At 40.6% G+C, this 22,701-nt stretch carries 17 protein-coding genes; 7 read left to right on the forward strand and 10 right to left on the reverse strand.

Translation table 11 applies throughout. The features are described from left to right. Positions 1-224 precede the first annotated feature (224 nt). The 3 genes from BM135_RS10110 to BM135_RS10120 all read left to right on the forward strand — a co-directional run bounded on the left by BM135_RS10110 (position 225) and on the right by BM135_RS10120 (position 3,573). Entirely contained in the window at positions 225-914 is a 690-nt protein-coding gene (locus tag BM135_RS10110) for a response regulator (protein ID WP_092519620.1), read from the forward strand. Next, positions 907-2,349 carry a two-component system sensor histidine kinase PhoQ gene (phoQ, locus tag BM135_RS10115; RefSeq protein WP_092519667.1) on the forward strand — a complete coding sequence of 481 codons (1,443 nt, stop codon included), beginning with the start codon at positions 907-909 and terminating at the stop codon, positions 2,347-2,349. The genes BM135_RS10110 and phoQ overlap by 8 nt, the downstream gene beginning before the upstream one ends. 102 nt (positions 2,350-2,451) lie before the next feature. Further along, positions 2,452-3,573 (forward strand): ribosomal protein uL16 3-hydroxylase, encoded by a 1,122-nt coding sequence (locus tag BM135_RS10120; RefSeq protein ID WP_092519621.1) that lies wholly within the window; start codon positions 2,452-2,454, stop codon positions 3,571-3,573. Positions 3,574-3,695: 122 nt separating this feature from the next. On the opposite strand, the gene pepT is transcribed toward BM135_RS10120, so the two are convergent. From pepT to lolC, 5 genes are all read right to left on the reverse strand, one after another. Further along, on the reverse strand, positions 3,696-4,940 hold the full coding sequence (gene pepT, locus BM135_RS10125; RefSeq protein WP_092519622.1) for a peptidase T: 1,245 nt from the start codon (positions 4,938-4,940) through the stop codon (positions 3,696-3,698). A gap of 64 nt (positions 4,941-5,004) precedes the next feature. Then, on the reverse strand, positions 5,005-5,748 hold the full coding sequence (gene cobB / locus BM135_RS10130; protein ID WP_092519623.1) for a Sir2 family NAD+-dependent deacetylase: 744 nt from the start codon (positions 5,746-5,748) through the stop codon (positions 5,005-5,007). A 186-nt stretch (positions 5,749-5,934) separates the two neighbouring features. Further along, entirely contained in the window at positions 5,935-7,182 is a 1,248-nt protein-coding gene (gene lolE, locus BM135_RS10135; RefSeq protein ID WP_092519624.1) for a lipoprotein-releasing ABC transporter permease subunit LolE, read from the reverse strand. Next, positions 7,182-7,883: a lipoprotein-releasing ABC transporter ATP-binding protein LolD gene (lolD, locus tag BM135_RS10140; protein ID WP_092519625.1), complete on the reverse strand. Its 702-nt coding sequence runs from the start codon at positions 7,881-7,883 to the stop codon at positions 7,182-7,184. Before lolD ends, lolE begins: the two co-directional genes overlap by 1 nt. Then, positions 7,876-9,078 carry a lipoprotein-releasing ABC transporter permease subunit LolC gene (lolC, locus tag BM135_RS10145; protein ID WP_092519626.1) on the reverse strand — a complete coding sequence of 401 codons (1,203 nt, stop codon included), beginning with the start codon at positions 9,076-9,078 and terminating at the stop codon, positions 7,876-7,878. The genes lolD and lolC overlap by 8 nt, the downstream gene beginning before the upstream one ends. A 476-nt stretch (positions 9,079-9,554) precedes the next feature. Between lolC and BM135_RS10150 the strand changes: the two genes are divergently transcribed. The 4 genes from BM135_RS10150 (at position 9,555) to BM135_RS10165 (ending at position 17,018) form a co-directional block, all read left to right on the forward strand. Beyond that, entirely contained in the window at positions 9,555-11,078 is a 1,524-nt protein-coding gene (locus BM135_RS10150) for an amidohydrolase family protein (protein ID WP_092519627.1), read from the forward strand. A 232-nt stretch (positions 11,079-11,310) separates the two neighbouring features. Then, entirely contained in the window at positions 11,311-14,757 is a 3,447-nt protein-coding gene (mfd, locus tag BM135_RS10155; protein ID WP_092519628.1) for a transcription-repair coupling factor, read from the forward strand. Between the two features lie 409 nt (positions 14,758-15,166). Beyond that, positions 15,167-15,556, forward strand: coding sequence for a hypothetical protein (locus BM135_RS17700; protein ID WP_092519629.1), 390 nt, complete (start codon positions 15,167-15,169; stop codon positions 15,554-15,556). A gap of 214 nt (positions 15,557-15,770) precedes the next feature. Further along, a complete protein-coding gene (locus tag BM135_RS10165; protein WP_092519630.1) occupies positions 15,771-17,018 on the forward strand; it encodes an amino acid permease in 1,248 nt (415 codons plus the stop codon). 240 nt (positions 17,019-17,258) lie between these two features. Here BM135_RS10165 and umoD read toward each other — a convergent pair whose 3' ends face one another. From umoD to lpoB, 5 genes are all read right to left on the reverse strand, one after another. After that, positions 17,259-17,735, reverse strand: coding sequence for a UmoD family flagellar biogenesis regulator (gene umoD / locus BM135_RS10170; protein ID WP_092519631.1), 477 nt, complete (start codon positions 17,733-17,735; stop codon positions 17,259-17,261). Positions 17,736-18,402: 667 nt separating this feature from the next. Further along, positions 18,403-19,707, reverse strand: a complete 1,305-nt coding sequence (locus tag BM135_RS10175; RefSeq protein ID WP_092519632.1) for an NAD(P)/FAD-dependent oxidoreductase — start codon at positions 19,705-19,707, stop codon at positions 18,403-18,405. Positions 19,708-20,148: 441 nt separating this feature from the next. Continuing rightward, on the reverse strand, positions 20,149-21,168 hold the full coding sequence (nagZ, locus tag BM135_RS10180) for a beta-N-acetylhexosaminidase (RefSeq protein WP_092519633.1): 1,020 nt from the start codon (positions 21,166-21,168) through the stop codon (positions 20,149-20,151). A 69-nt stretch (positions 21,169-21,237) separates the two neighbouring features. Beyond that, positions 21,238-22,131 carry a phosphotransferase gene (locus BM135_RS10185; RefSeq protein WP_092519634.1) on the reverse strand — a complete coding sequence of 298 codons (894 nt, stop codon included), beginning with the start codon at positions 22,129-22,131 and terminating at the stop codon, positions 21,238-21,240. Continuing rightward, positions 22,131-22,700: a penicillin-binding protein activator LpoB gene (gene lpoB / locus BM135_RS10190; RefSeq protein WP_092519635.1), complete on the reverse strand. Its 570-nt coding sequence runs from the start codon at positions 22,698-22,700 to the stop codon at positions 22,131-22,133. The genes BM135_RS10185 and lpoB overlap by 1 nt, the downstream gene beginning before the upstream one ends. Between the last annotated feature and the right edge of the window lies 1 nt (position 22,701).

The following is a 22,701-nucleotide window of genomic DNA, read 5'->3' on the forward strand; positions in this document are numbered from 1 at the left end:
ACACGAGATTACAAAACACCGAATGAGTTATTTAAAGGAATACCCACTCATTTACTTCGTTCATTACGGTGTTGCGCTTAATATGTGAATCCAAGAAATATATAAACGATCTTACACCTATCTTACTATAAAACATATTCTTATTTTTATTTATTAAAGAAATTCATTAATAAAACATTTTCAATTTATTTTACAAGCCTTACTGACTGGCATAAGGAGTCATTATGCGAATATTAATTGTTGAAGATAATTACCCTCTTCGCCATTATTATACCGAAGGATTACGGCATCTGGGATATGCCGTTAATAGTGCAAAGGATGCAGAAGAAGCAGATTATTATCTTAAAGAATTCCATCCTGATCTTGCTATCGTTGATTTGGGGCTCCCGGGAGAAGGCGGGCTTAGCATGTTACAACGCTGGCGCAATAAGCAAATTAATTTACCTATTCTTATTGTCACTGTTAGTAACACCTTGCAAGAAAAAGTCGCTGTGCTCAATGCCGGTGCAGATGATTATGTTATTAAGCCTATTCACCATGAAGAACTTAATGCTCGCATACAGGCCTTAATGCGACGCAAGAGTGGATTGACATCGCAATTAATTAAAATTTCACCATTTTTACTTAATCTTTTGAGAAGAGAATTTTCTGTCAATGATACTAATATCAAATTGACCTCCTTTGAATTTACTATTATCGAAACCTTAATGCGCAATAATGGCAGAGTTGTCAGTAAAGAGATGATAATGCGTGAACTGTACACAAAAGATGTAGATGAACCACGAGGAAGTCATACAATTGATGTATTAATGGGGCGTCTAAGGAAAAAGATATTGAGTAAATGGCCCGAAGAAATAATTTTCACTATTCGTGGTCAAGGATATATCTTTGATGTGAAATCTCATGATGTTTAAGTTCTCTAAAAAATATATTTCTTTAAGAACCAGGTTTCTCATGGCTACGGCAGTCATTATTCTGGCACTGACGCTATCATATGGAATTGTTGCTATTGCTGGATACTTAATGCATTTTGATAAAACGAGCTATGCCATACTTCGCAGCCAAAGTAATTTACTTTACACATTAGCCAAGTGGAAAAACAGCAAACTAGAAATTATTGCTCCCAAAGATTATACTATGAATTGCAACTCGTTAGCACTAATCTATGATAATAAGGGAAATCTTCTTTGGCGCGAGAATAATGTGCCTGAATTGGAAAATGAAATTAAAATGGGTTGGCTGCAAAAAAATGGGTTTTATACATTTGAACTAAAAGCAAACGATAACGGGAAAAAGAACTGTTTATATAAAGCTAAGACAAAAAATGATAAACATGTGTCATTAACCTACTTTATTGCCGTAAGTATTTATCCTGCCACTAACAAACTGCCTAAAATGACTATTGTTATTATTGATGCCCTCCCACAAGATATACAAGCATCAGAAAAAATATGGAAATGGTTTGGATATGTTTTAATCGCTAACTTACTTCTGGTCATTCCATTAATCTGGCTTGCTGCTGACTGGAGCCTTAGGCCAATTAAGTCCTTAATTAGACAGCTCAATTCATTAGAAAAGGGAAAAAGGGATAAACTGGACGATAATCCTCCCATTGAATTAAAACCGCTGGTCAGAAATTTAAACACCTTACTATCCAGTGAACGTGAACGCTATACAAAATTTAAAACAACACTTTCAGATTTAGCACATAGCCTGAAAACATCGTTAGCAGTACTGCAAACAAGCTTACGCTCTCTACATTCTTCTCAAAAACTACACATTGAACAAATCGAACCCATTATGCTTGAACAGATTGATCTGATATCTCGACAAATTAGCTACTATCTGCACAGAGCCAACCTGCACAATGACAATAGTTTTTTTCTGAAGAAAATTGTTTCAATCCCAACATTCCTGAATGAACTAGTAAGTGGTCTAAAAAAGATATATGAATATAAAAGCATCTTAATTACGCTAGATGTCCCCCCAGAAGTGACATGGCTGGGAGTAAGAGACGATCTTTGGCAAATAATAGGAAACATTCTGGATAATGCTTGTAAGTATTGCGAGAGACTTGTCAAAATCACCGCCACAATGGGAGACAACTCAGTCACCATTGTTGTCGATAATGATGGATTGGCTGTTCCCCCTGATAAGCGAGAAATGATTTTTCAACGTGGTTTACGAGCGGATACATTACGATCAGGCCAAGGTCTCGGTTTGTCGATGGCCTCTGAAACTATCGAGAAATATGAAGGTGAGATCAATATTGATGACAGTCCACTTGGTGGCACGAGAGTTAGCGCAATATTTCGGTTACAAAACAATAATAACAACAATAATGATTAGATGATTGCTGGCTCAATCCCGAAATATTTCAACCAAAGCTGATATCGTCATTGACTATTCGTTATAATAGCGCGAAATTCACTTCTCACTCAGGATGTCACCATGGATTATCAGCTGAATCTGGACTGGCAGGCGTTTTTGCAAAACCATTGGCAAAAACGACCATTACTGATTAAACAGGGTTTCCATCAATTTATTGATCCCCTTTCTGCCGATGAACTGGCGGGACTGGCGATGGAAAATGAAATCGATAGCCGTTTGGTTAGTCAGAAAAATGGGCGCTGGGAAGTTTCCCATGGACCATTTGAAACTTACGACCATTTAGGCGAAAAAGACTGGTCTTTGCTTGTACAAGCGGTTGACCATTGGCATCTCCCTTCTTCTGCACTCATGAAGCCATTCCGCGTACTGTCTGATTGGCGTACGGATGACTTGATGATCTCTTTCTCGGTACCCGGCGGTGGTGTTGGCCCCCATCTTGACCAATATGATGTTTTTATCATTCAAGGACAAGGCCGTAGACGCTGGCGTGTAGGTGAAAAAATACCCATGAAACAACATTGTCCTCATCCTGATTTATTACAGGTTGATCCCTTTGAGGCAATTATTGATGAAGAGATGCTACCGGGCGATATACTCTATATTCCACCGGGTTTCCCACATGAAGGCTATGCTATTGAAGATTCACTGAACTATTCAGTGGGATTCCGAGCCCCCAATGCCCGTGAATTATTCAGTGGGTTTGCTGATTATATTCTGGCAAACGAACTAGGAAGTCATCGCTACAGTGATCCTGAACTGACATTCCGTGATAACCCGGCGCTGATCCAAACAAACGAGCTGGATACACTACGTTCAATGATGCGTGGGCTGTTGGAACAACCAGAAACTTTCCAAACCTGGTTTGGTGAATTCGTCTCTCAATCGCGCCATGAGCTGGATCTGGCACCACCTGAACCACCTTATGAAAGCGACGAAATTTATGATTTGCTGAAACAAGGCGAAGAATTAAATCGATTGTGTGGTCTGCGCGTCCTGCGTGTTGGCGATCAATGCTTCGTCAATGGAGAATTGATGGATACTCCTCATATCCATGCCGCTGATGCTCTTTGCCAATATAATAAAGTCAATGCTGAACTTCTGGGTGATGCTATTGATGATATTCGATTTGTCAGCCTGCTTACCGCTTTGGTCAATAGCGGTTATTGGTATTTTAATGATTAATCTGAACAAAGGGGCAAAATTGTCCCTTTGTTTTTCCCTTGAATCTGTTTTAAGTAGGGAGACAATATGATGCAATATAAACCATAATTTATTGATTTAAATTATTAAATATACCTTTGCAATTACTCAGGAAACATATTGTTTTCGTGACTTGCCGTCAGTTCAGCAACTCGCATAATAACATCAACCGCCTGCTCCATGCCTTCCAGTGATATAAATTCGTGCTTACTGTGATAATTATATCCGCCTGTAAAAATATTCGGGCAAGGTAGGCCACGATAAGATAACTGCGCGCCATCAGTACCACCACGAATCGGCTGGATTATAGGCTCAATATTACAATCCAGCATCGCTTGCTTAGCAATGGCAATAACATGTGGATATTTCCGCACCTCGCTACACATGTTGTAATAATTGTCATCAATCGCTAATTCAATATAGCAATCTGAATGCAATCCTTTTCCTACATTTTCCGCAATAGTAAGGATGTTTTTTTTGCGCTTTTCAAAATTGGCATTGTCAAAATCTCGGATGATGTAGTGCATCTCTGTACATTCGACGGTGCCTTTCATACTCTGCAAATGATAAAAACCTTCATGGCCTTCCGTTTGTTCAGGCGTTTCTTCAGGAGGCAGAGCGTGATGGATTCTCATTGCAAGTGCCAACGCATTAACCATTATTCCCTTGGCACTTCCCGGATGAACCATGTTACCCACAATTTTGATTGTCACTGATGCAGCATTGAAATTTTCAAATTCCAATGCGCCTACACCACCTCCATCAATGGTATAGGCCCATTCTGCACCGAAAGCCTCTATATCAAAATAATGCGCCCCTCTGTCAATTTCTTTATCCGGTGTGAACGCAATCCGAATATCACCATGTGGAATATCTTTCTGTTTTAAACGTACCATGGCAGTAATGATTTCAGCGATCCCAGCTTTATCATCAGCACCTAACAGTGTTTTTCCATCAGTTGTAATTAATGTTTTTCCCAATAAACTATGTAATACAGGAAATATAACTGGCGACAACTCTTCATCTCCTATCCCTAATGCAATATCACCACCACGGTAGTTTTCCACAATTTGAGGATTAACATGCTTACCAGAAAAATCCGGTGAGGTATCGAGGTGTGCAATAAAACCAATGATTGGAACTGGTCTTACAATATTTGATGGCAATGTTGCCATAACACATCCCCGTTCATTGAGCGTAGTATCAGCAAAGCCAAGTTGGATTAGTTCCTCATATAATGCCTTGGCAAGATCCAATTGACCGTTACTACTGGGAATAGTTTTAGCGGATGGTTTTGATTGAGTATTAAATGCAATATATTTTAAAAAACGATCTAATAATCTATCCATATTCTCCCCCTAAATAATATGGATTTATTATGAAGAAGATGGATAGAGTAATTATTGCGTCAAATCAGCTTTTATCTGGCTTCATCTGCTGAATTAAAGATTCAACATATTGAGGGACAATTTTACTGGCATGGCCATAATGCTTTTCATCGAATAAATTTTCGACTTGGCTGGGTTCAAGATTCAACTCAACAGTATGTGCTCCAGACAATTTAGCTTCATGCACAAAACCAGCAGCGGGGTAAACGTGGCCCGATGTTCCGATAGCAATAAAAATATCGGCATCAGCTAAAGCAGAATAAATCTGCTCCATACCCAATGGCATTTCCCCAAACCACACTATATGAGGACGCAGGGGCGAAGGGAATTGGCAACAATGGCAACGATCTTCTATGGTTAGCTCCGTTGTCCACTCAATCACCTGTCCAGACTGACAACACCGAACTTTCAGTAGTTCACCGTGCATATGCAGAACCCGATGACTTCCTGCACGCTCATGCAGATCATCAATATTCTGTGTCACCAACAGAAAATGGTCACCAAGCTGATGCTCGAGTTTCACCAGAGCATCATGTGCAGTATTGGGTTGGATTTCCGGTTGTTGGAGCTGCTCTCGACGCGCATTGTAAAATGCCTGAACAATTTCAGGATCACGCTTGAAACCTTCCGGAGTCGCAACATCTTCGACGCGATGCTCTTCCCATAAGCCATCGGAAGAGCGAAATGTTCGAATGCCTGACTCAGCAGAAATTCCTGCTCCCGTCAGCACCACGACATAAGGTTTTTCTATTTTATTTGCCAATCGGATATCCCTGTAAAAGTTTTGTCTATGTAATCGCTGACGCTGTAATAGCCTGAAAGCCTGAACCGATAAAACTCACTGCGGCAGTAAAAAACCCTCTATACCATAGCGTGCTTAAACACGCTTTGATACTTTGACATACTATTGATCATTCAAAACTATTGATCACTCAAAACCATTGACTACTCAGAATCATTGACCACTCAGAATTCGCGCTGGATCAAGTTTACTGGCCCGACGAGCAGGATACCAACTAGCTAATAAACTTAATACCAATGCCGTAAACAGAACATAAACAACATCAATAAGATGTAATTCTGACGGCAGAAAATCGATAAAATAGATATCTCCTGAGAGAAGTTGGTGTCCAAGCAGCTTTTCTAACCCTTTAATGATAGTCGTCAGATTTAATGATATAAAAACCCCGGCTACTACCCCAATTATGCTGCCTATCATGCCTGTCAGTAGTCCATACCATAAAAAAATCCTCCTGATATGGTTATCTTTGGCACCCAGCGTACGTAAGATAGCGATGTCGCTGCTTTTATCCTTCACTGCCATAATCAGCGTTGAAATAATATTAAAGCAAGCAACACCAATAACCAGAACCATAGCTAAGTACATGATGCCACGTATCATCTGGATATCGTTGTACATATAACCGTAATCTTTTATCCATGTGCTGATATACACATATTTTCCCGTGGCATTACCTGCGTCCCATACACGTTTTTCTGCTGCAAAAACATTATCCGCCTTAATAGCAATACCGGTGATTGCGTCACCGTAATCCAGATAATTCTGGGCATCGGATAAAGGAACAAGGGCCAAGCTGTGATCTAACATCCCACTAAGCTGGAAAATACCCGCAACTTGTAAACGGATGCGTTTAGGCTGCAAAAGTTTCAGGCTAGGGTTATTATTGGGAATCATGACAGTCAGCCAATCACCTTGTTTCACGTGCAATGAATTAGCCAAACCCTGCCCTAAAATCACCTGATTTTTATCTGCCCTAAACGTTTTCCATGCCTTATTACGCACAAACTGAGGTAAGGTACTAACATTCGTTTCGGTATCCAGATCTACACCACGCACCTGTACAGCCGTGAGTTTTTCTCCACGCTCCATCAGGCCTGTAAACTCAACATAGGGAGAAGCCCCGACAATACCCGATGTCTGTTTTACCCGTTTAAGTGCAGTTTGCCAATCCTGAAAAGGTTGCTCCACCGCGTAAATTTGCCCGTGTGGAACGACGGAAAGCACCCGGTTTTTCAGTTCCCGTTCAAAACCGTTCATGGCACTCAGACCAATAATCAGCACCGCGACACCCAGCATGATGCCCAGCATTGAAATAACAGAGATTAGGGAAACTATGCCTGAACGACGTCGGCCCCGGCTAAATCGTAACGCGGTAAATAATGCAAGAGGCAGATTTACCATTACATCCCCCCCGTTAGAGTTAATTCATCCTGTAAATATCCATCACGCATTTCTACCTGACGTGCCAGTTGTCTGGCTAATTTCAGATCATGGGTTACAACCAGAAATGCTGTACCTTGCTGTTGATTCAATTCTTGCAAAAGTTCAAATACACTGTCTGCATTCCGTTGATCAAGATTACCGGTTGGTTCATCCGCCAATACCAATGAAGGTTCGTTTACCAGTGCCCGCGCAATCGCGACACGTTGACGTTCTCCCCCTGACAATTCAGATGGCCGATGATGCGCCCGATTTTCCAACCCAACTGCCGCCAGCATACCCAGTGCTTTTTGTTGAGCGTGGCGTTTTTGTCCCCCAATCAGAAGTGGCATCGCAACATTTTCCAATGCAGTAAAATCAGGCAATAAATGATGAAACTGATAAATAAAACCAATTTCTCTGTTACGTAGTTCTGCCCGCGCAGACGAAGACATTTGGTTAAGTGATTGTCCCTTGAAAAAGACTTCACCTGTCGTCGGTGAATCCAAACCACCAAGCAAGTGCAAAAGCGTACTTTTACCAGAACCTGAACTGCCGACAATTGCCATTATTTCTCTTTGTTTCATGGAGAAAGTGACATTCTTCAACACTTCTGTAGAAACTTTTCCTTCCTGATATTTTTTACATAGGTGATGACACAGCAATAAAGAGTGATTACTCATAACGTAAAGTCTCAGCAGGTTGGATGGCAGCCGCACGCCAGGAAGGATATAAAGTCGATATTAAAGAGATCAGCATGGCACTGATAGCGATCATCATCACTTGCATAGTATCAATCGCAACAGGTAATTGAATGCCCTCAGCCAGCAGGCCGATAATCGGCATGAAATTATTTAGCTGGCTGGAAAGCAGCACGCCCAATCCAGTCCCCAGTAAAGCACCGATGATGCCTGCTCCTGCACCTTGGATCATAAAGATTGTCATTACCTGACGGCGAGTCAGCCCTTGCGTCTGCAAGATAGCAATTTCACCCTGTTTTTCCATCACCAGCAAAGAGAGAGAAGTAATAATGTTAAAAGCAGCTACGGCAATAATCAGGCTCAGCAATAACCCCATCATATTTTTTTCCATGCGAACTGCCTGAAAGAATTCCCCTTTGCGTTCGCGCCAATCTTTCCATATCAGCCCTTCAGGAAGAGACTGCTGGCTTAGTTTATCAACTGATAATGGTTGATTGAGGTATAAACGCCAGCCTGTAATATTACCAACGGGATAGCGTAACAATCTGGCTGCATCCTGTTGATTAACCAGCATTTCCGTACCATCGACTTCACTGTTAGCAAAAAATGTGCCCGCTACGGTGAATAAACGCTGGCTGGGAATTCTGCCCATCGGCGTTAACTGGCTGGCACTCGGCACGATGATGCGGATCTGATCACCACGTTTTACCCCCAATTTTACCGCCAATTTTTCTCCCAGAATGACAAAATAACGTCCAGGTTGTAGCTGGCTTCGATCAACATTGACAAGATGTTCCGCCAATGGCGCATATTCATCTTGGTTAATGCCCAACATGATGCCAACGCCAACATTGTGGGGACTCTGTAGTACCACATCCCCTTGCACGATGGAAGTAATGCGATTAACACCATTTAGACCTGCAAGCTGACTACTCGGATGCTCAACCGGATTGATAGAGTCTTTTCCCGACGTAATGACAGCCTGTGGCATAAAACCTAAGATGCTACTTTCCAATGAACGTTCAAAGCCGTTCATCACTGACAATACCGTAATCAATGCTGCCACTCCCAACGTAATACCGATAGCTGACAGCCATGAAACAAAACGGCCAAATTTATCGACCGCTCGCCCGCGCATATAGCGCAATCCTATAAATAATGAGACAGATTGGAACATGAAATCCGCCGTATCAAAGAAATTTATTTAGAAACAATAGATTAATGAAAAATTCCATCTTCTATCTCTATTTACGAATGTATTATGAACGTACGTTATGTATAAACTAAAACCTATCTTAGTTGACTTCACTGCTGGCTACATACTATCACCGTTTTACCAAGTTTTGCTTACTCCCCTTTCAATTTGAAGATAAAAACACCGTTCAATTCCAACTTGCTACCTATGGTTTCTTATTTTGGTTTCTAATTATTAATTAATGGTTACGTATTTTGATATTGAATAGGTTATTGGCAAAGGCATGATGTATGACATCAGCATCAATAATAAACAATTTAAAACGTAACATGAGGAGAAATTTAAAATGACCACAAAAAACGTTACAAAAAATTAACGAACACTTCACTGCAAGTACCAATTATTTCGGTAACTGGCATCTATAAAGCATTCACAAACATCAAAACTAGGAAAAAGTTATGAATGCCTCAACCATTATAATCATTTTATTGATGTTATTTCCTTGTCTGGTCAGTGCTGGCGATTTAGCTAAGGAAAATGAAACAGCAACTGCACGTTTCTTCAGTAATCTGCTTGAAACCAATGATCCGGATATTGCAGAGCTAACTATGGCAATGAAAATGATGCCTAAAGGCGCAGATATTCATATTCACTATTCTGGCGCAATATACGCAGAGACCTATCTTGATTGGGTTGGTGATAAAGGATATTGCATTTATGATCGGTCTGACCCGAAACTTAAAATCGAAGCTTATCGCATAGAAATGCGTCCAAAGAATCAGCTCCCGTGGGAGAACCAGAAATTCTGTCTTGATAAGAATGGGGTCATCGCAAACAATATTTTCTACCGAAAATTGTTGGAGGTGTGGTCAGACAGAGATTTCCATAATTATTATCACACCGAGGAAGCTCCGGATCAGCAATTTTTTGACACCTTCAGTTATTTCGGCCAGTTATCGAATCAGAATTTAGCAGCAGGGCTTGATAAATTAAAAATTCGGGCTAAACATGAAAATGTTCAGTATCTGGAAATAATGTTAAAAAAGGCGCCTTCTTTTGAATATCCAGATCTTGCTAAAGCGCTTGATGAGTTAGATCCAGATGCCGATGAAAATATCGTTTTCTCAGCGCTAACACCCTATGCGGACTTCATGGCTAATGATCCACTTGTTACGAAAGGAATATCTGATTATATCCAAACTGAAGAAGTAGCGATCTCAGGGATGGACGATGATGAATTTCGTATTCGGCTCCAATCCTATGCCTCTCGTGGCGCACCACGTGCTAATGTATTCTCAAGTTTATATTCGGCATTCTCGGCGGCGCATGCCAGCAAAAAGATTGTCGGTGTAAATATTGTTGGACCAGAAAACAGTTATATCTCAATTCGTGACTATAAGTTGCACATGCTGATGTTCAAATATCTAAAAACACTTTTCCCCGATGTTCATTTATCTCTGCATGCAGGCGAGTTAGCTAACGGAATGGTTCCGCCAGAGAGGCTAGAAAACCACATTCGATATGCTGTAGAGATCGCAGGGGCAAATCGGATAGGCCACGGTGTTGATATTCCCAATGAAGTGAACGCACTAGCATTACTCCATTTACTGAAAGAAAAGGAAATTCCTGTCGAAATTAATCTGACTAGTAATAACTTCATTCTTGGCGTCAGCGGGAATGAACATCCGATAAAACTTTATCAACGTTATGGAGTACCTTTCGTGATATCAAGCGATGATCCGGGCGTTTCTCGTATTGATTTAACTCATGAATTTGTAATTTTTGCCGCAAACTACAAGCCATCATATGCAGATATCAAAAAAACCGTATTTAATAGCATCCGATACTCTTTCCTATCTTCAGAAGAGAAATTAACAGAGCTGAACAAACTGCAATCCAGATTTTTGATTTACGAATCAGAGATTGCGAAAATAGAAAAAACGGTGCACAAAGATATGCATACGCAGGTAGAGCTGGATTAATGGCCTCAGCGTACTTTTTTATTGACCTAACATATTGTATAAAATCTGCTACTCTCCTGTTGCCAAAGCAAAGTGTAGGAGGATAATAAAGGAGAGTTGTACTTTATGGAGCCATGCACATCCCGGTTCTGTTTTTTTACTTTCCCTCAACCTGCCAGCTTATTTTTACAAGGCTACTGGGTCAAAAGTGTGTTGGGAATGAACTGAATCTTAGAGAACACGTCAAACACTTATGTCAGCAAAATATCGTTATCAACTTCCTGAACGTCGCGGTGATATCCGCCAATTAGGCCATTTGACCGGTGCTGCCTGTGCTGTTGAATGCGCCGCAATCATTGAACATCACTCAGGGCCAATACTGCTGGTGACAAAAGATATGCAGAATGCCCTTCGATTGCGTGATGAAATCCAACAATTCACTCACGCACCGATAAATATGATGTCAGATTGGGAAACTTTACCTTATGATAGTTTCTCTCCCCATCAAGAAATCATCTCCAACCGCCTGTCCACGCTGTATCACTTACCATTTATGACGAAAGGAGCGTTAATCCTCCCCGTCAATACATTGATGCAACGAGTCTGCCCACATGAGTATCTCAAGAAGCACGCTTTGGTCATGCACAAAGGACAACTCCTTTCCCGTGGTAAATTGCGTGCAGAATTAGAACACGCCGGTTATCGCAGCGTTGAACAGGTGCTTGAACATGGTGAGTTTGCAACGCGTGGAGCTTTGTTTGATCTATTTCCGATGGGAAGTGAATATCCTTATCGAATTGATTTTTTTGATGATGAGATCGATAGCCTGCGTACCTTTGATGTAGATACCCAACGAACGCTAGCAGAAGTGGAAAAAATCAGTTTATTGCCTGCCCATGAATTTCCCATTGACCAAGATGCGATTGAACTATTTCGCAGCCAATGGCGTGAACAGTTTGAAGTCCGTCGTGATGCTGAACATATTTATCAGCAAGTCAGTAAAAAAGTGTTACCAGCTGGCATAGAATATTGGCAACCATTATTCTTTAAACAACCCTTGCCTACCCTCTTTGATTATCTGCCCGAAAATACGCTGCTAATCACGCAGGATTTCATCAGTGCTGCGGAGCGTTTTTGGCAGGATACAAAACTGCGATTTGAAAGTCGCAGAGTTGATCCCATGCGCCCGCTACTTTCTCCTGAGCGGATCTGGTTGCCAGTCAATAACTTATTCTCAGAATTAAAAAACTGGCCTCGTGTTCAAGTTAATAGCGAAGCACTCCCCCAAAAAGCAGGAAATACCAATTTTGCTTACCAAGTTTTACCTGATCTATCGGTTTCTACACAGCAAAAAGCTCCTTTGGATAAATTACGCCGTTTTATGGAACAGTTTAACGGTAAAATTGTATTCTCGGTGGAAAGTGAGGGACGTCGTGAATCTGTGCAAGAATTGTTATCACGAATCAAAATCAACCCAATAAAAATAAGCCAACTAACAGATGCAGATAAACCCGGTCATTTCTTAATGATTGGGGCATCAGAGCACGGTTTTATTGATGAGGACAATAAACTCGCGCTTATTTGTGAAAGTGACATGCTTGGAGTGCGGGTCAGCCGCCGTCGCCAGGATAATCGGCGCACTATCAATACCGATACGCTAATCCGCAATCTCGCGGAACTACGACACGGTCAACCTGTCGTGCACCTTGAACATGGTGTTGGGCGTTATCAGGGGCTAACAACACTGGAAGCAGGCGGCATCAAGGCAGAATATCTTATCCTTCTCTATGCAGGAGAAGACAAACTGTATGTGCCAGTCTCCTCGCTTCATCTCATAAGCCATTATGCTGGTGGTGCAGAAGAAAGTGCTCCGCTGCATAAGCTGGGTGGAGAAACATGGAACAAGGCTCGCCAGAAAGCAGCCGAAAAAGTACGTGATGTTGCCGCCGAATTATTGGATGTTTACGCACAGCGCGCCGTTAAACCGGGTTTTGCCTTCAAGCAAGATAGTGAACAATACCAACTGTTCTGCCAAAGTTTTCCGTTTGATACAACGCCTGATCAAGAACAGACTATCAACGCGGTGTTTGATGATATGTGTCAGCCCATTGCTATGGATAGGCTGGTGTGTGGCGATGTCGGTTTTGGGAAAACAGAAGTAGCAATGCGCGCTGCATTCCTGTCCATCACCAACAATAAACAAGTCGCAGTTCTTGTGCCAACAACCTTATTGGCACAGCAACATTATGATAATTTCCGCGATCGCTTTGCTAATTGGCCTGTACACATCGAAGTTATGTCACGCTTTCGTAGTGCAAAAGAACAACAGCAGGTCATTGATATGGCCGCGGAAGGAAAAGTAGATATCATTATTGGCACCCATAAACTTCTACAAAGTGATCTGTGCTGGAAAGATCTCGGTTTGTTGATCGTTGATGAAGAACATCGCTTCGGAGTTCGCCATAAAGAGCGCATTAAAGCTATTCGGGCAGATGTCGACGTGCTGACACTTACCGCAACACCGATTCCTCGTACACTCAATATGGCAATGAGTGGTATGCGCGATCTGTCCATTATCGCCACTCCCCCTGCCCGTCGTTTGGCGGTAAAAACTTTTGTGCGCGAATATGATAGCCTCGTGGTACGTGAATCTATCCTGCGCGAAATTTTGCGTGGTGGGCAGGTTTACTATTTGTATAACGATGTTGAAAACATTGAAAAGGCAAAAGCTCGACTGGAAGAATTGGTTCCTGAAGCCAGAATCGTTGTAGGGCATGGGCAAATGCGTGAGCGTGATTTGGAACGCGTTATGACAGATTTCCATCACCAACGTTTTAATGTGCTGGTATGTACCACTATTATTGAAACAGGGATTGATATTCCCAGTGCCAATACCATCATCATTGAACGTGCGGATCATTTTGGTTTAGCTCAGTTACACCAATTGCGTGGACGTGTCGGACGTTCCCATCATCAGGCTTATGCTTATTTACTGACTCCACATCCAAAAGCTATGACTGGCGATGCGCAAAAACGTCTGGAAGCCATTGCATCTCTCGAAGATTTGGGAGCTGGTTTTGCGCTGGCTACTCACGATTTGGAAATAAGGGGAGCCGGCGAATTACTGGGGGAAGACCAAAGTGGACAGATGACCAGCATTGGTTTCACTCTCTATATGGAATTATTGGAAAGTGCCGTTGATGCCCTCAAGAATGGGCGGGAGCCTTCACTTGAAGATCTCACTAATAATCAGACTGAGATCGAATTGCGTATGCCTGTGCTCTTACCTGATGATTATATTCCGGATGTCAACATACGCTTGTCTTTCTATAAGCGCGTCGCTAGCGCACAAGATAATGCTGAATTGGATGAGCTGAAAGTCGAACTTATTGATCGATTTGGTCTTCTGCCCGATCCAGGACGCCAGCTGTTGCAGTCTGCGTCCATTCGCCTGATTTCTCAACAACTCGGTATCAAACGAATTGAAGCACATGAAAAAGGTGGTTTCATTGAATTTAGCAGTAACAATAAAGTCGATCCTAATTATCTGATCAGATTATTACAAACGCAGTCCAATGTTTACCGATTGGATGGGCCATTTAAATTGAAATTTATTACGGACTTAACTGAGAAAGCTACCCGTTTATCTTTTATCCAGCAATTATTAGAAAACGTCGATCAACACAAGAGCGATGCCTGATAGGGTTTAAAAAGTGATGTCACGGTTGCACTATTTTGACAATACAATTTTGGTCAATACAGTTCGCCAGTATACAACGCCATGTTCATGCGAACAGCACGCAAAATAGTGCAACCTTTTTTATTTAATCTACAACTTAACCTTGGTGATAATTATGACATATATTATGGAAATAACTTAGACTCGTTGTAATTACTGCGCTTAGTAAGCACTGAGTACATGTCATAATTTAAGTCACAAAGCAGACTGAGATTTACTTAAAATCCGACCTATTAAGTCATAAACCGTACTAATCGATCGTCAAGATTAACTAAGGCATGAACAGCTATTTTTCTCCACTAAAAGCCTGATAATTTAACAGAACTTCCAGTATTGCTGATAATGGGTTATCCTTCCGCAAAGTGCAATAATGCAGAAAGCGCGCTTACTGGGGTTTGAAGCCTTAATCTATTCATGTTTCCACCGCCACAGACTGCAGGAGCAGCCACACTGTCACCTGATGTTTTCTGACCGCATCAATGATGCTATTCGCAGTGACTCTGAACAGTATTTTCGACGTCATAACCCCAAAAAAGCCCGAACACGGTGGCTGTCAGAAAGTCTATTCCGGACTGACATTGAAACCCGTAAAGCACATCTGATACAACTTCACGAGTACTGGCAGAATAGCATCTTGAACGTGCACAGCGCCCGGAACGCAAAACTCAAAATAGGGGCGCGGGATGAAGTTATCAAAGGTATACAGAACAGCCTTGATAAGCTCAATGAAACTTTGGCAAAAAACTACCTCAACGGCTGAAGATAGCAGAAGCATCTTTTGATGCACTGGATAAAAGACTAAAGGCAGCTTGTGACAGACTGGGAAACGTTAACAGCCGACTACAATACCGATTTATTGCATGGCTTACAGTGGGTGTAGTAGCGGTGGTTAGCACACTGTTTTTTCTGAAAAGATTTATCTTTATCCTGGTTTAGGAAAACATAAAAAACTATAAACTTAGTAGGAGACGCACTTGAAGACGGAACAAAAGTGGATTCATGAATACAATATTTGGTTTTATGCATTATTCGGAACGGCAGTAGGTGCAGGAACCCTGTTTCTCCCTATACAATTAGGACTATCCGGACCACTTGCTATGTTGGTTATGCTATTGATAGCATTCCCATTTACCTATTACTCTCACCTAGGTCTTGCACGTTATATCATTACCAGCGATTCCCATTCCCCCACATTACTCAGTGCAACCAAACAATATTATGGGATCAGGATAGCTCGTATCATAAACTTTTTTTACGCACTAACTTTCCTGCTTATTATTTTTGTTTATGCAATATCTATCACCAATTCCGTTACCATTTTGTTGCAGCAATTTTGGCAGATTCAGTTTCCACGAATACTGACAGCGTTTATGGTCGTTCTAGGGTTACACCTAATTTTCTTATTGGGTAAAAAAATCACACTAAAATTCATGGGCGTGTTAGTTCTTCCACTCATTCTTTATCTACTGACATTATCTGTAACGCTTGTATTTCAATGGGATAGTGCAAAGATTAAACATCTTATCAGCAATATTCATACTGACCTGGATTCAATGAGAGCACTTTGGTTACTAATGCCAGTCATGGTATTCTCTTTCAGCCACACCCCGATCATGTCTACTTTTTCTAACTACTGTAAACGAGCCTATACAACAGATGCGGAATACCACATTAAACAGATTGTGAAACCCACTTATGCGCTAATCTGCATAGTCATTTTATTCTTTGTATTTAGTTGTGTTTTAACGTTAACACCTCAGGAAATACAGGCAACTAAAGACAACAATATTACCATTCTCAGCGCGATCGCGCAGAAAGAGGGCTTTTATTGGATAGCAATAACGGCAACCCCTGTTGCTATCATTGCTATGACAAAATCATTCTTAGGAACTTATTTTGGGGCATTGGAGGGAGTCAGAGGATTAGTCGGAGCATTGGAGAGTAAAATTCTCCATCATAAAGAAAATAAAGTACGTGATAAGTTGATCGGCATGGCTATCATTTTTTCCCTTACTTTAATGATTACTATCTGGAATCCGAATACTCTGAACGTTATCGCAGGCATCACTGGACCTATGATTGCGCTTATTTTGTTTATTTTACCGTCTCTATCAACGTACTTGGTTAAACCACTACGACCCTATCGTTCTTTTTCTAATTTAATGGTTCTATTAGTCGGTCTTGGTAGTTTTGGTATTGCTGTTTTTAACCTTTTTAGCTGACAGCCATTCTCAATGGGGTTTCTGAAAATAATAGAATCCCCATGCTTTCATTATGACCACACCTGGGAACTGAAAAATCTGGGATTCTGGAGCACACACTCTATAAAACGTATTCAGCTTCTCCCGGATGCTAAAATTTCAGATTTCTATGATAATGCAATGATTAAAAGCAAGTGAACTTCTACTTTTTACTCTACACACTACTTTTTGCTCCACATACTGCTAAGAGGCAAAACAAGATCATTGTTGTGAGTATGATTTCAGAATTAACTGACCTTTCTCATTTAAAGGGATAGTATCATCAGGTTTGTACTCTATCCTGACTTTTCCTGGCACTTCTCCAATGACATAATTTACGTCATATGCGACAACACGTGGTTTCTTAAAACTAAATTCTGTGCAGTTTTTTAATGCTGAATGGGTTAAAGCAGGATATTCTCTCTCTACTTTCAAATGGTCAAGAAGAGTTAAAATACGATATTCATATTCAATCGAACTATTTCCTGAAATATCTTTTACTGTGGCAGGGATAGGAAGCACCGCAATATGACAATAAGATTGACGAACAACAATCGTTGATTTGATAGGATTCGAAGATAATACTTGCGCAACGCTAGGGCGTGGAGATTCAAAATAAAACGATACGGTTGCCCCAATGATGGCAAAAATAGTAATTATAGAACCAATTATGTACAGTCTTTTATTTCGTTTAACCACATAGCACCTTGATATATTATAATTTCCCATACAATTTGAGCGGAAAAATATTTTCCAAATATTTAAAGGGAGCTAAAAATGTGCCAAATTCATTATTTAAGAAAAATCCCATTCCATTAATATAATAAAATTATTAGTCATTTGTCCACATGCAAATTGCCAAATAAAAATGTACCTTCAAGCCCATTGCTTCTGTTTACATATAATCCAGAACAAAAATGGTAAATAAAAAGTGAACAAATACAGCTAACATAGTGGAAATACAAAAATAAAAGATATACACCATTTTTAATATTACAGACTGGGATGAGTTCTGATACTACAGTAATCTCACTAAAACCCACTTTATTGCAACGATTAAATAAATCTAATGATAAATTATTAAGTTATCGATTAATTAGGCATGAATAGCTAAGTCAATTAAGCATATATTGGATACTAGATCAATATAATTACAACTCATTATTTAATAATTTATCACATATAACAATAATGAGTTAACTTAAGCGAAATCTGTATTTAATTTAAATACAGTCTCAATCGTTATAATAAATGACTGAGATAAATTTAGGGAAGAATAATTATGATATGTATAACAATTAATATAATAGAGAGATAAATAGCTCATCTCAATTAATTACTTTAAGACGAGCCATTTTCTAGCTGATTAATGCAATTTCAATCGTGGACGAATGACGCGGTTAATTCCTCCAACCAACATCATCAAGCCTGTTTTAATATATCCATGCAAAGCTACCTGATGCATACGATACAAAGAGATATAAACAATACGAGCAATACGGCCTTCAACCATCATTGAACCACGCATCAAGTTCCCCATCAGGCTACCAACAGTACTGAACTTCGATAATGAAACCAATGAGCCATGATCTTTGTAAACATACTCTTTCAATGGTTTTTCATTCAACAATGCCAGAATATTATCATAGCAACGGCTTGCCATCTGGTGTGCAGACTGAGCACGAGGAGGAACGAAACCACCCTCTTTTTTCGGGCATGATGCACAATCCCCAATGGCGAAAATACGATCATCCAGTGTGGTTTGCAAAGTCAGCTTCACAACTAATTGATTTATGCGGTTTGTTTCCAGCCCACCAATATCTTTCATAAAGTCAGGAGCTTGAATTCCCGCTGCCCAAACCATCAGAGAAGCTTTAATCTGCTCACCATCTTTTGTGTTCAACCCGTGCTCATCAGCACTGGTCACCATAGTCTTGGTTAATACCTTAACACCCAGTTTAGTCAATTCTTGATGGGCCGCACTGGAAATACGTGTTGGCAATGCAGGCAGAATCCGCTCTCCCGCTTCAACCAAAGTCACATTCAAGGCATCTGAATTCAGACTTTCAAAGCCATAGCTGTTAAATTGCTTAACCGCATTATATAGTTCCGCGGAAAGCTCTACGCCAGTCGCACCACCACCAACAATCGCGATATTCACTTTTTCTTCTGCACATTGATTTGCAGAATATTTCAGGAATAAGTTTAACATCTCGTTATGAAAACGATGTGCCTGTTGTTGGTTATCAAGGAAAATACAGTTTTCCTTCACACCAGCCGTACCAAAATCATTAGATCGGCTGCCCAGAGCCATGACAAGAATGTCGTAAGCCAACTCACGCTCTGGTACCAACAAATCACTGCCTTCATCACGGATTTCAGCCAGAGTAATTTTCTTCTTCTCACGATTGATATTCGTGAGTGTACCTAGCTGGAAATTGAAATAATGATTACTTGCATGAGCCAAATAACTCAATGCATCAACACCATCATCAAGAGAACCTGTTGCTACTTCATGTAATAATGGTTTCCATAAATGGCTGTTGTTGCGATCTACCAAAGTAATTTCGGCTTTTTCCTTACGCCCTAATTTATGTCCCAAACGCGTTGCCAGCTCTAAACCACCAGCGCCCCCACCAATGATGACAATTCTTGTCTTTGGCGTTGTCATGACTACCCCACTGAAAATACAACTAATGTTATGTAAGGTGCTAAACTCGTTACTTTTAGTAAAAAAACTTTGAATAACGTTCTTAAATAACACTAGGCTAAATAAATTTCATACTGCAAATATCTCCAGAATATCATGGCAGGTCAGTTGGTCATACCAAAAATAACTCTAATCAAATTCTTTTGATTAATTAGACGTCAATCACAAAAATTACACACTGATTTTCAATTAATTAGATATAAATTAGGTTTATGAATAATAAACATTTACAATGTTAATGTTATGTGAATACAACTTTTTGAGTATATTAAACCAAACTGTTAAGAAAATATTGAAGGGAAAAATACTGGAGAAAGTCGGGATAAATTGCGAAAAAGGAACAGAAACATCAACGATGATCCCATTCCTGTTTTATTGAGAAAAATTTACATAATCGAATAATTATTCATATCTTAACCATTTTTCACACAAACCATGTAATGCCTGATTAGCCTTTTGCCAACGTTCAGATTTATGTAATTCTTCCAAGCTAAATTGTTTGCCTTGATGATATAACCGTTTGACTTTAGGCGAGTCAATTATCGGAAGGTTATCCAATACACTGACTGCTCCTTCTCGATTGTTGCACACCAAAATCATGTCACAACCCGCATCCAATGATGCCTTAGCCCGTTCAGCATAACTCCCCATCACCGCCGCACCTTTCATGGACAAATCATCGGAAAAAATGACACCTTCAAATCCCAATTGCTCGCGGAGTATAGATTTCAACCAATAGAGTGAACCACTTGCAGGACGGTGATCTATCTGAGGATAAATAACGTGAGCAGGCATAATGGCATCCAGTAATTTACGTTGAATGAAATCACGGAAAATCACCATATCATGGCAGTTAATGGCATCCATTGAGCGGTTATCCCTTGGGGTTTCTTTATGGGAGTCTGCTGTCACTGCCCCATGTCCCGGAAAATGTTTCCCCGTCGACTTCATTCCCGCAGAATGCATACCTTTGATAAATTTTTCTGCCATTACCATTGCTGGTTCAGGCTCTTCGTGAAATGAGCGTTCACCAATTACTGTACACTTATGCCCCAAATCCAGCACTGGCGCAAAACTGATATCAATATCCATTGCGATCATTTCTGATGCCATCAACCAGCCTGATTCTTCTGCCAGATGTGCTCCCATTTGCATATCATGTACACAAGCAAAAGATTGTGCCGCAGGTAGACGTGTAAAACCCTCATGAAAACGCTGAACACGTCCTCCTTCCTGATCAACCGCGACTACCAGACGATGGTGGGAAGCTGCACGAATTTGACGAACTAATTCACGTAATTGCTTTGTATCGTGGAAATTGCGGGTAAATAAAATTAAACCGCCCACTAATGGATTCTGTAGAATTTCTCGTTCTTCACTATCCAATTCATAGCCAACAACATCTAACATTACTGGCCCCATAGCATTCCTCACTTCTCTTTATTGAATTAAAAATTTGTTCCACCAGCGCACAATGCTGGTTTAAATTCATTACGACAGTTTAAAAGCTTGGCGCAAAGGATGCGCCAACAATAAAAATTGTTTTTCTTTTTTCTGCTGCCAGCGCACTTCATACCACATCAGCATCATATAGCTGACCCACGACTCCCATCGCTTAATTTGTTGCTGCAATAATTGGGGATGTGAATATCTGGATGCTTGGGTACAGTAATAATCCAAAAAAGTTTGTTGCTGCATCTCATCCCATTGATTTCCCTTGAACAGTACAGCCAATGAAAAACCGATATCGACATCCGCAGCATACTCCCAATCAATCAATTTTAACCCTTCTTCGGTCATTAACAGATTATCAGAGTGAATATCCATGTGAGCTGGCGCTATCTTTAAAGCTCCAGGCATTTTGGTTGCCATAAAAAATTTATGTAAGCGCAGCCAACGAGGAGATAAGCGTTTTTTGTCAATCTGCTGCCACTGGGATGCAATTTGTTTTTTTAATTGAAGCGGATAGCCCAATGGAGAATGACTATGAAGAATAGCAAGTGTTTGAGCCAATGATTTCAGCAAAACTGGCTGTCCCAATGTATCAGGTTCTATTTGTGTTCCAGTTAGCCACTCAAGCAATAACCAGGTTCCATGCATAGCCACCACTTTAGGCGCAATACCTGTAGAAGATAACCGACGTAAAATCTGGTTTTCTCGTTGACGATCTACACCAAGCGCCTCGCTATGCGATGTTTGGGTACGTCCAACCATCTGACGCACTCCACTTGTCATAAGGCTATTTGTGATAAGGCTATTTGTAATATAGTAACTTGTCTGCGTCAGGCCTGTTAATGGCCTAATTTCCCACGATTCTGCCGGAATATCAGGCCATAACTGCCACAACACTTTTAACAAAGAATGACCATAACAAAGAGTGACCATTAATTAACGTCGCCACGACCTGACCAGAGAATCTCGCCAGTTTTAACCAGCATTAACTGCATTTCCAGATTACGCTGACCATGATTGTTAGAGACAAAGGAATAGAGAACATAATCGGCATTTAAATAACGTGCCAATCCAATAGACTTACTGCGCAACCCCAAGCTATCTTCCGATGATAATCCCAGAGCCAATCTAGCCACATGGACTTGAGACTTCGGTACAATCTGAAAAACCTGTTTATTACTGATTGCATCTGTGATCGCATCTGTGGCTTTCAGGATTCGCAATGAGCCATTAGTGTTGTTCTTGACAGAATCAACAAGTAGTAATTTCCCCGCTTCTAAACCATTAGCATGAACCATCTGTTCAACTAATGGCTGAACAATATTATTCCAATTAATAGACTGAATCTTAGGAGGTTGGGGAACCTTTTCTGATGGCTCTACCGGCAGCTCCGGTTTTTTCTCTGGCTCCGTCGGTGTAATAGGAGCAGGCTGCTGTGTTACTGGGGTTACACAGCTCGCTAGCAATATTGCTGATAACATAACAAAGAGAATTCTTTTCATT

The organism is Xenorhabdus japonica (genome assembly GCF_900115195.1).
GTDB lineage: Bacteria > Pseudomonadota > Gammaproteobacteria > Enterobacterales > Enterobacteriaceae > Xenorhabdus > Xenorhabdus japonica.

Bases quoted from the DNA above. Each gene is read 5' to 3' on its own strand.
- mfd (WP_092519628.1), top strand. From the start codon at position 11,311: ATGTCAGCAAAATATCGTTATCAACTTCCTGAACGTCGCGGTGATATC.
- BM135_RS17700 (WP_092519629.1), top strand. From the start codon at position 15,167: ATGCAGAAAGCGCGCTTACTGGGGTTTGAAGCCTTAATCTATTCATGT.
- phoQ (WP_092519667.1), top strand. From the start codon at position 907: ATGTTTAAGTTCTCTAAAAAATATATTTCTTTAAGAACCAGGTTTCTC.
- lolC (WP_092519626.1), bottom strand. From the start codon at position 9,078: ATGTTCCAATCTGTCTCATTATTTATAGGATTGCGCTATATGCGCGGG.
- BM135_RS10150 (WP_092519627.1), top strand. From the start codon at position 9,555: ATGAATGCCTCAACCATTATAATCATTTTATTGATGTTATTTCCTTGT.
- pepT (WP_092519622.1), bottom strand. From the start codon at position 4,940: ATGGATAGATTATTAGATCGTTTTTTAAAATATATTGCATTTAATACT.
- BM135_RS10185 (WP_092519634.1), bottom strand. From the start codon at position 22,131: ATGGTCACTCTTTGTTATGGTCATTCTTTGTTAAAAGTGTTGTGGCAG.
- nagZ (WP_092519633.1), bottom strand. From the start codon at position 21,168: ATGGGGCCAGTAATGTTAGATGTTGTTGGCTATGAATTGGATAGTGAA.
- BM135_RS10120 (WP_092519621.1), top strand. From the start codon at position 2,452: ATGGATTATCAGCTGAATCTGGACTGGCAGGCGTTTTTGCAAAACCAT.
- BM135_RS10110 (WP_092519620.1), top strand. From the start codon at position 225: ATGCGAATATTAATTGTTGAAGATAATTACCCTCTTCGCCATTATTAT.
- lolE (WP_092519624.1), bottom strand. From the start codon at position 7,182: ATGGTAAATCTGCCTCTTGCATTATTTACCGCGTTACGATTTAGCCGG.
- BM135_RS10175 (WP_092519632.1), bottom strand. From the start codon at position 19,707: ATGACAACGCCAAAGACAAGAATTGTCATCATTGGTGGGGGCGCTGGT.
- lpoB (WP_092519635.1), bottom strand. From the start codon at position 22,700: ATGAAAAGAATTCTCTTTGTTATGTTATCAGCAATATTGCTAGCGAGC.
- lolD (WP_092519625.1), bottom strand. From the start codon at position 7,883: ATGAGTAATCACTCTTTATTGCTGTGTCATCACCTATGTAAAAAATAT.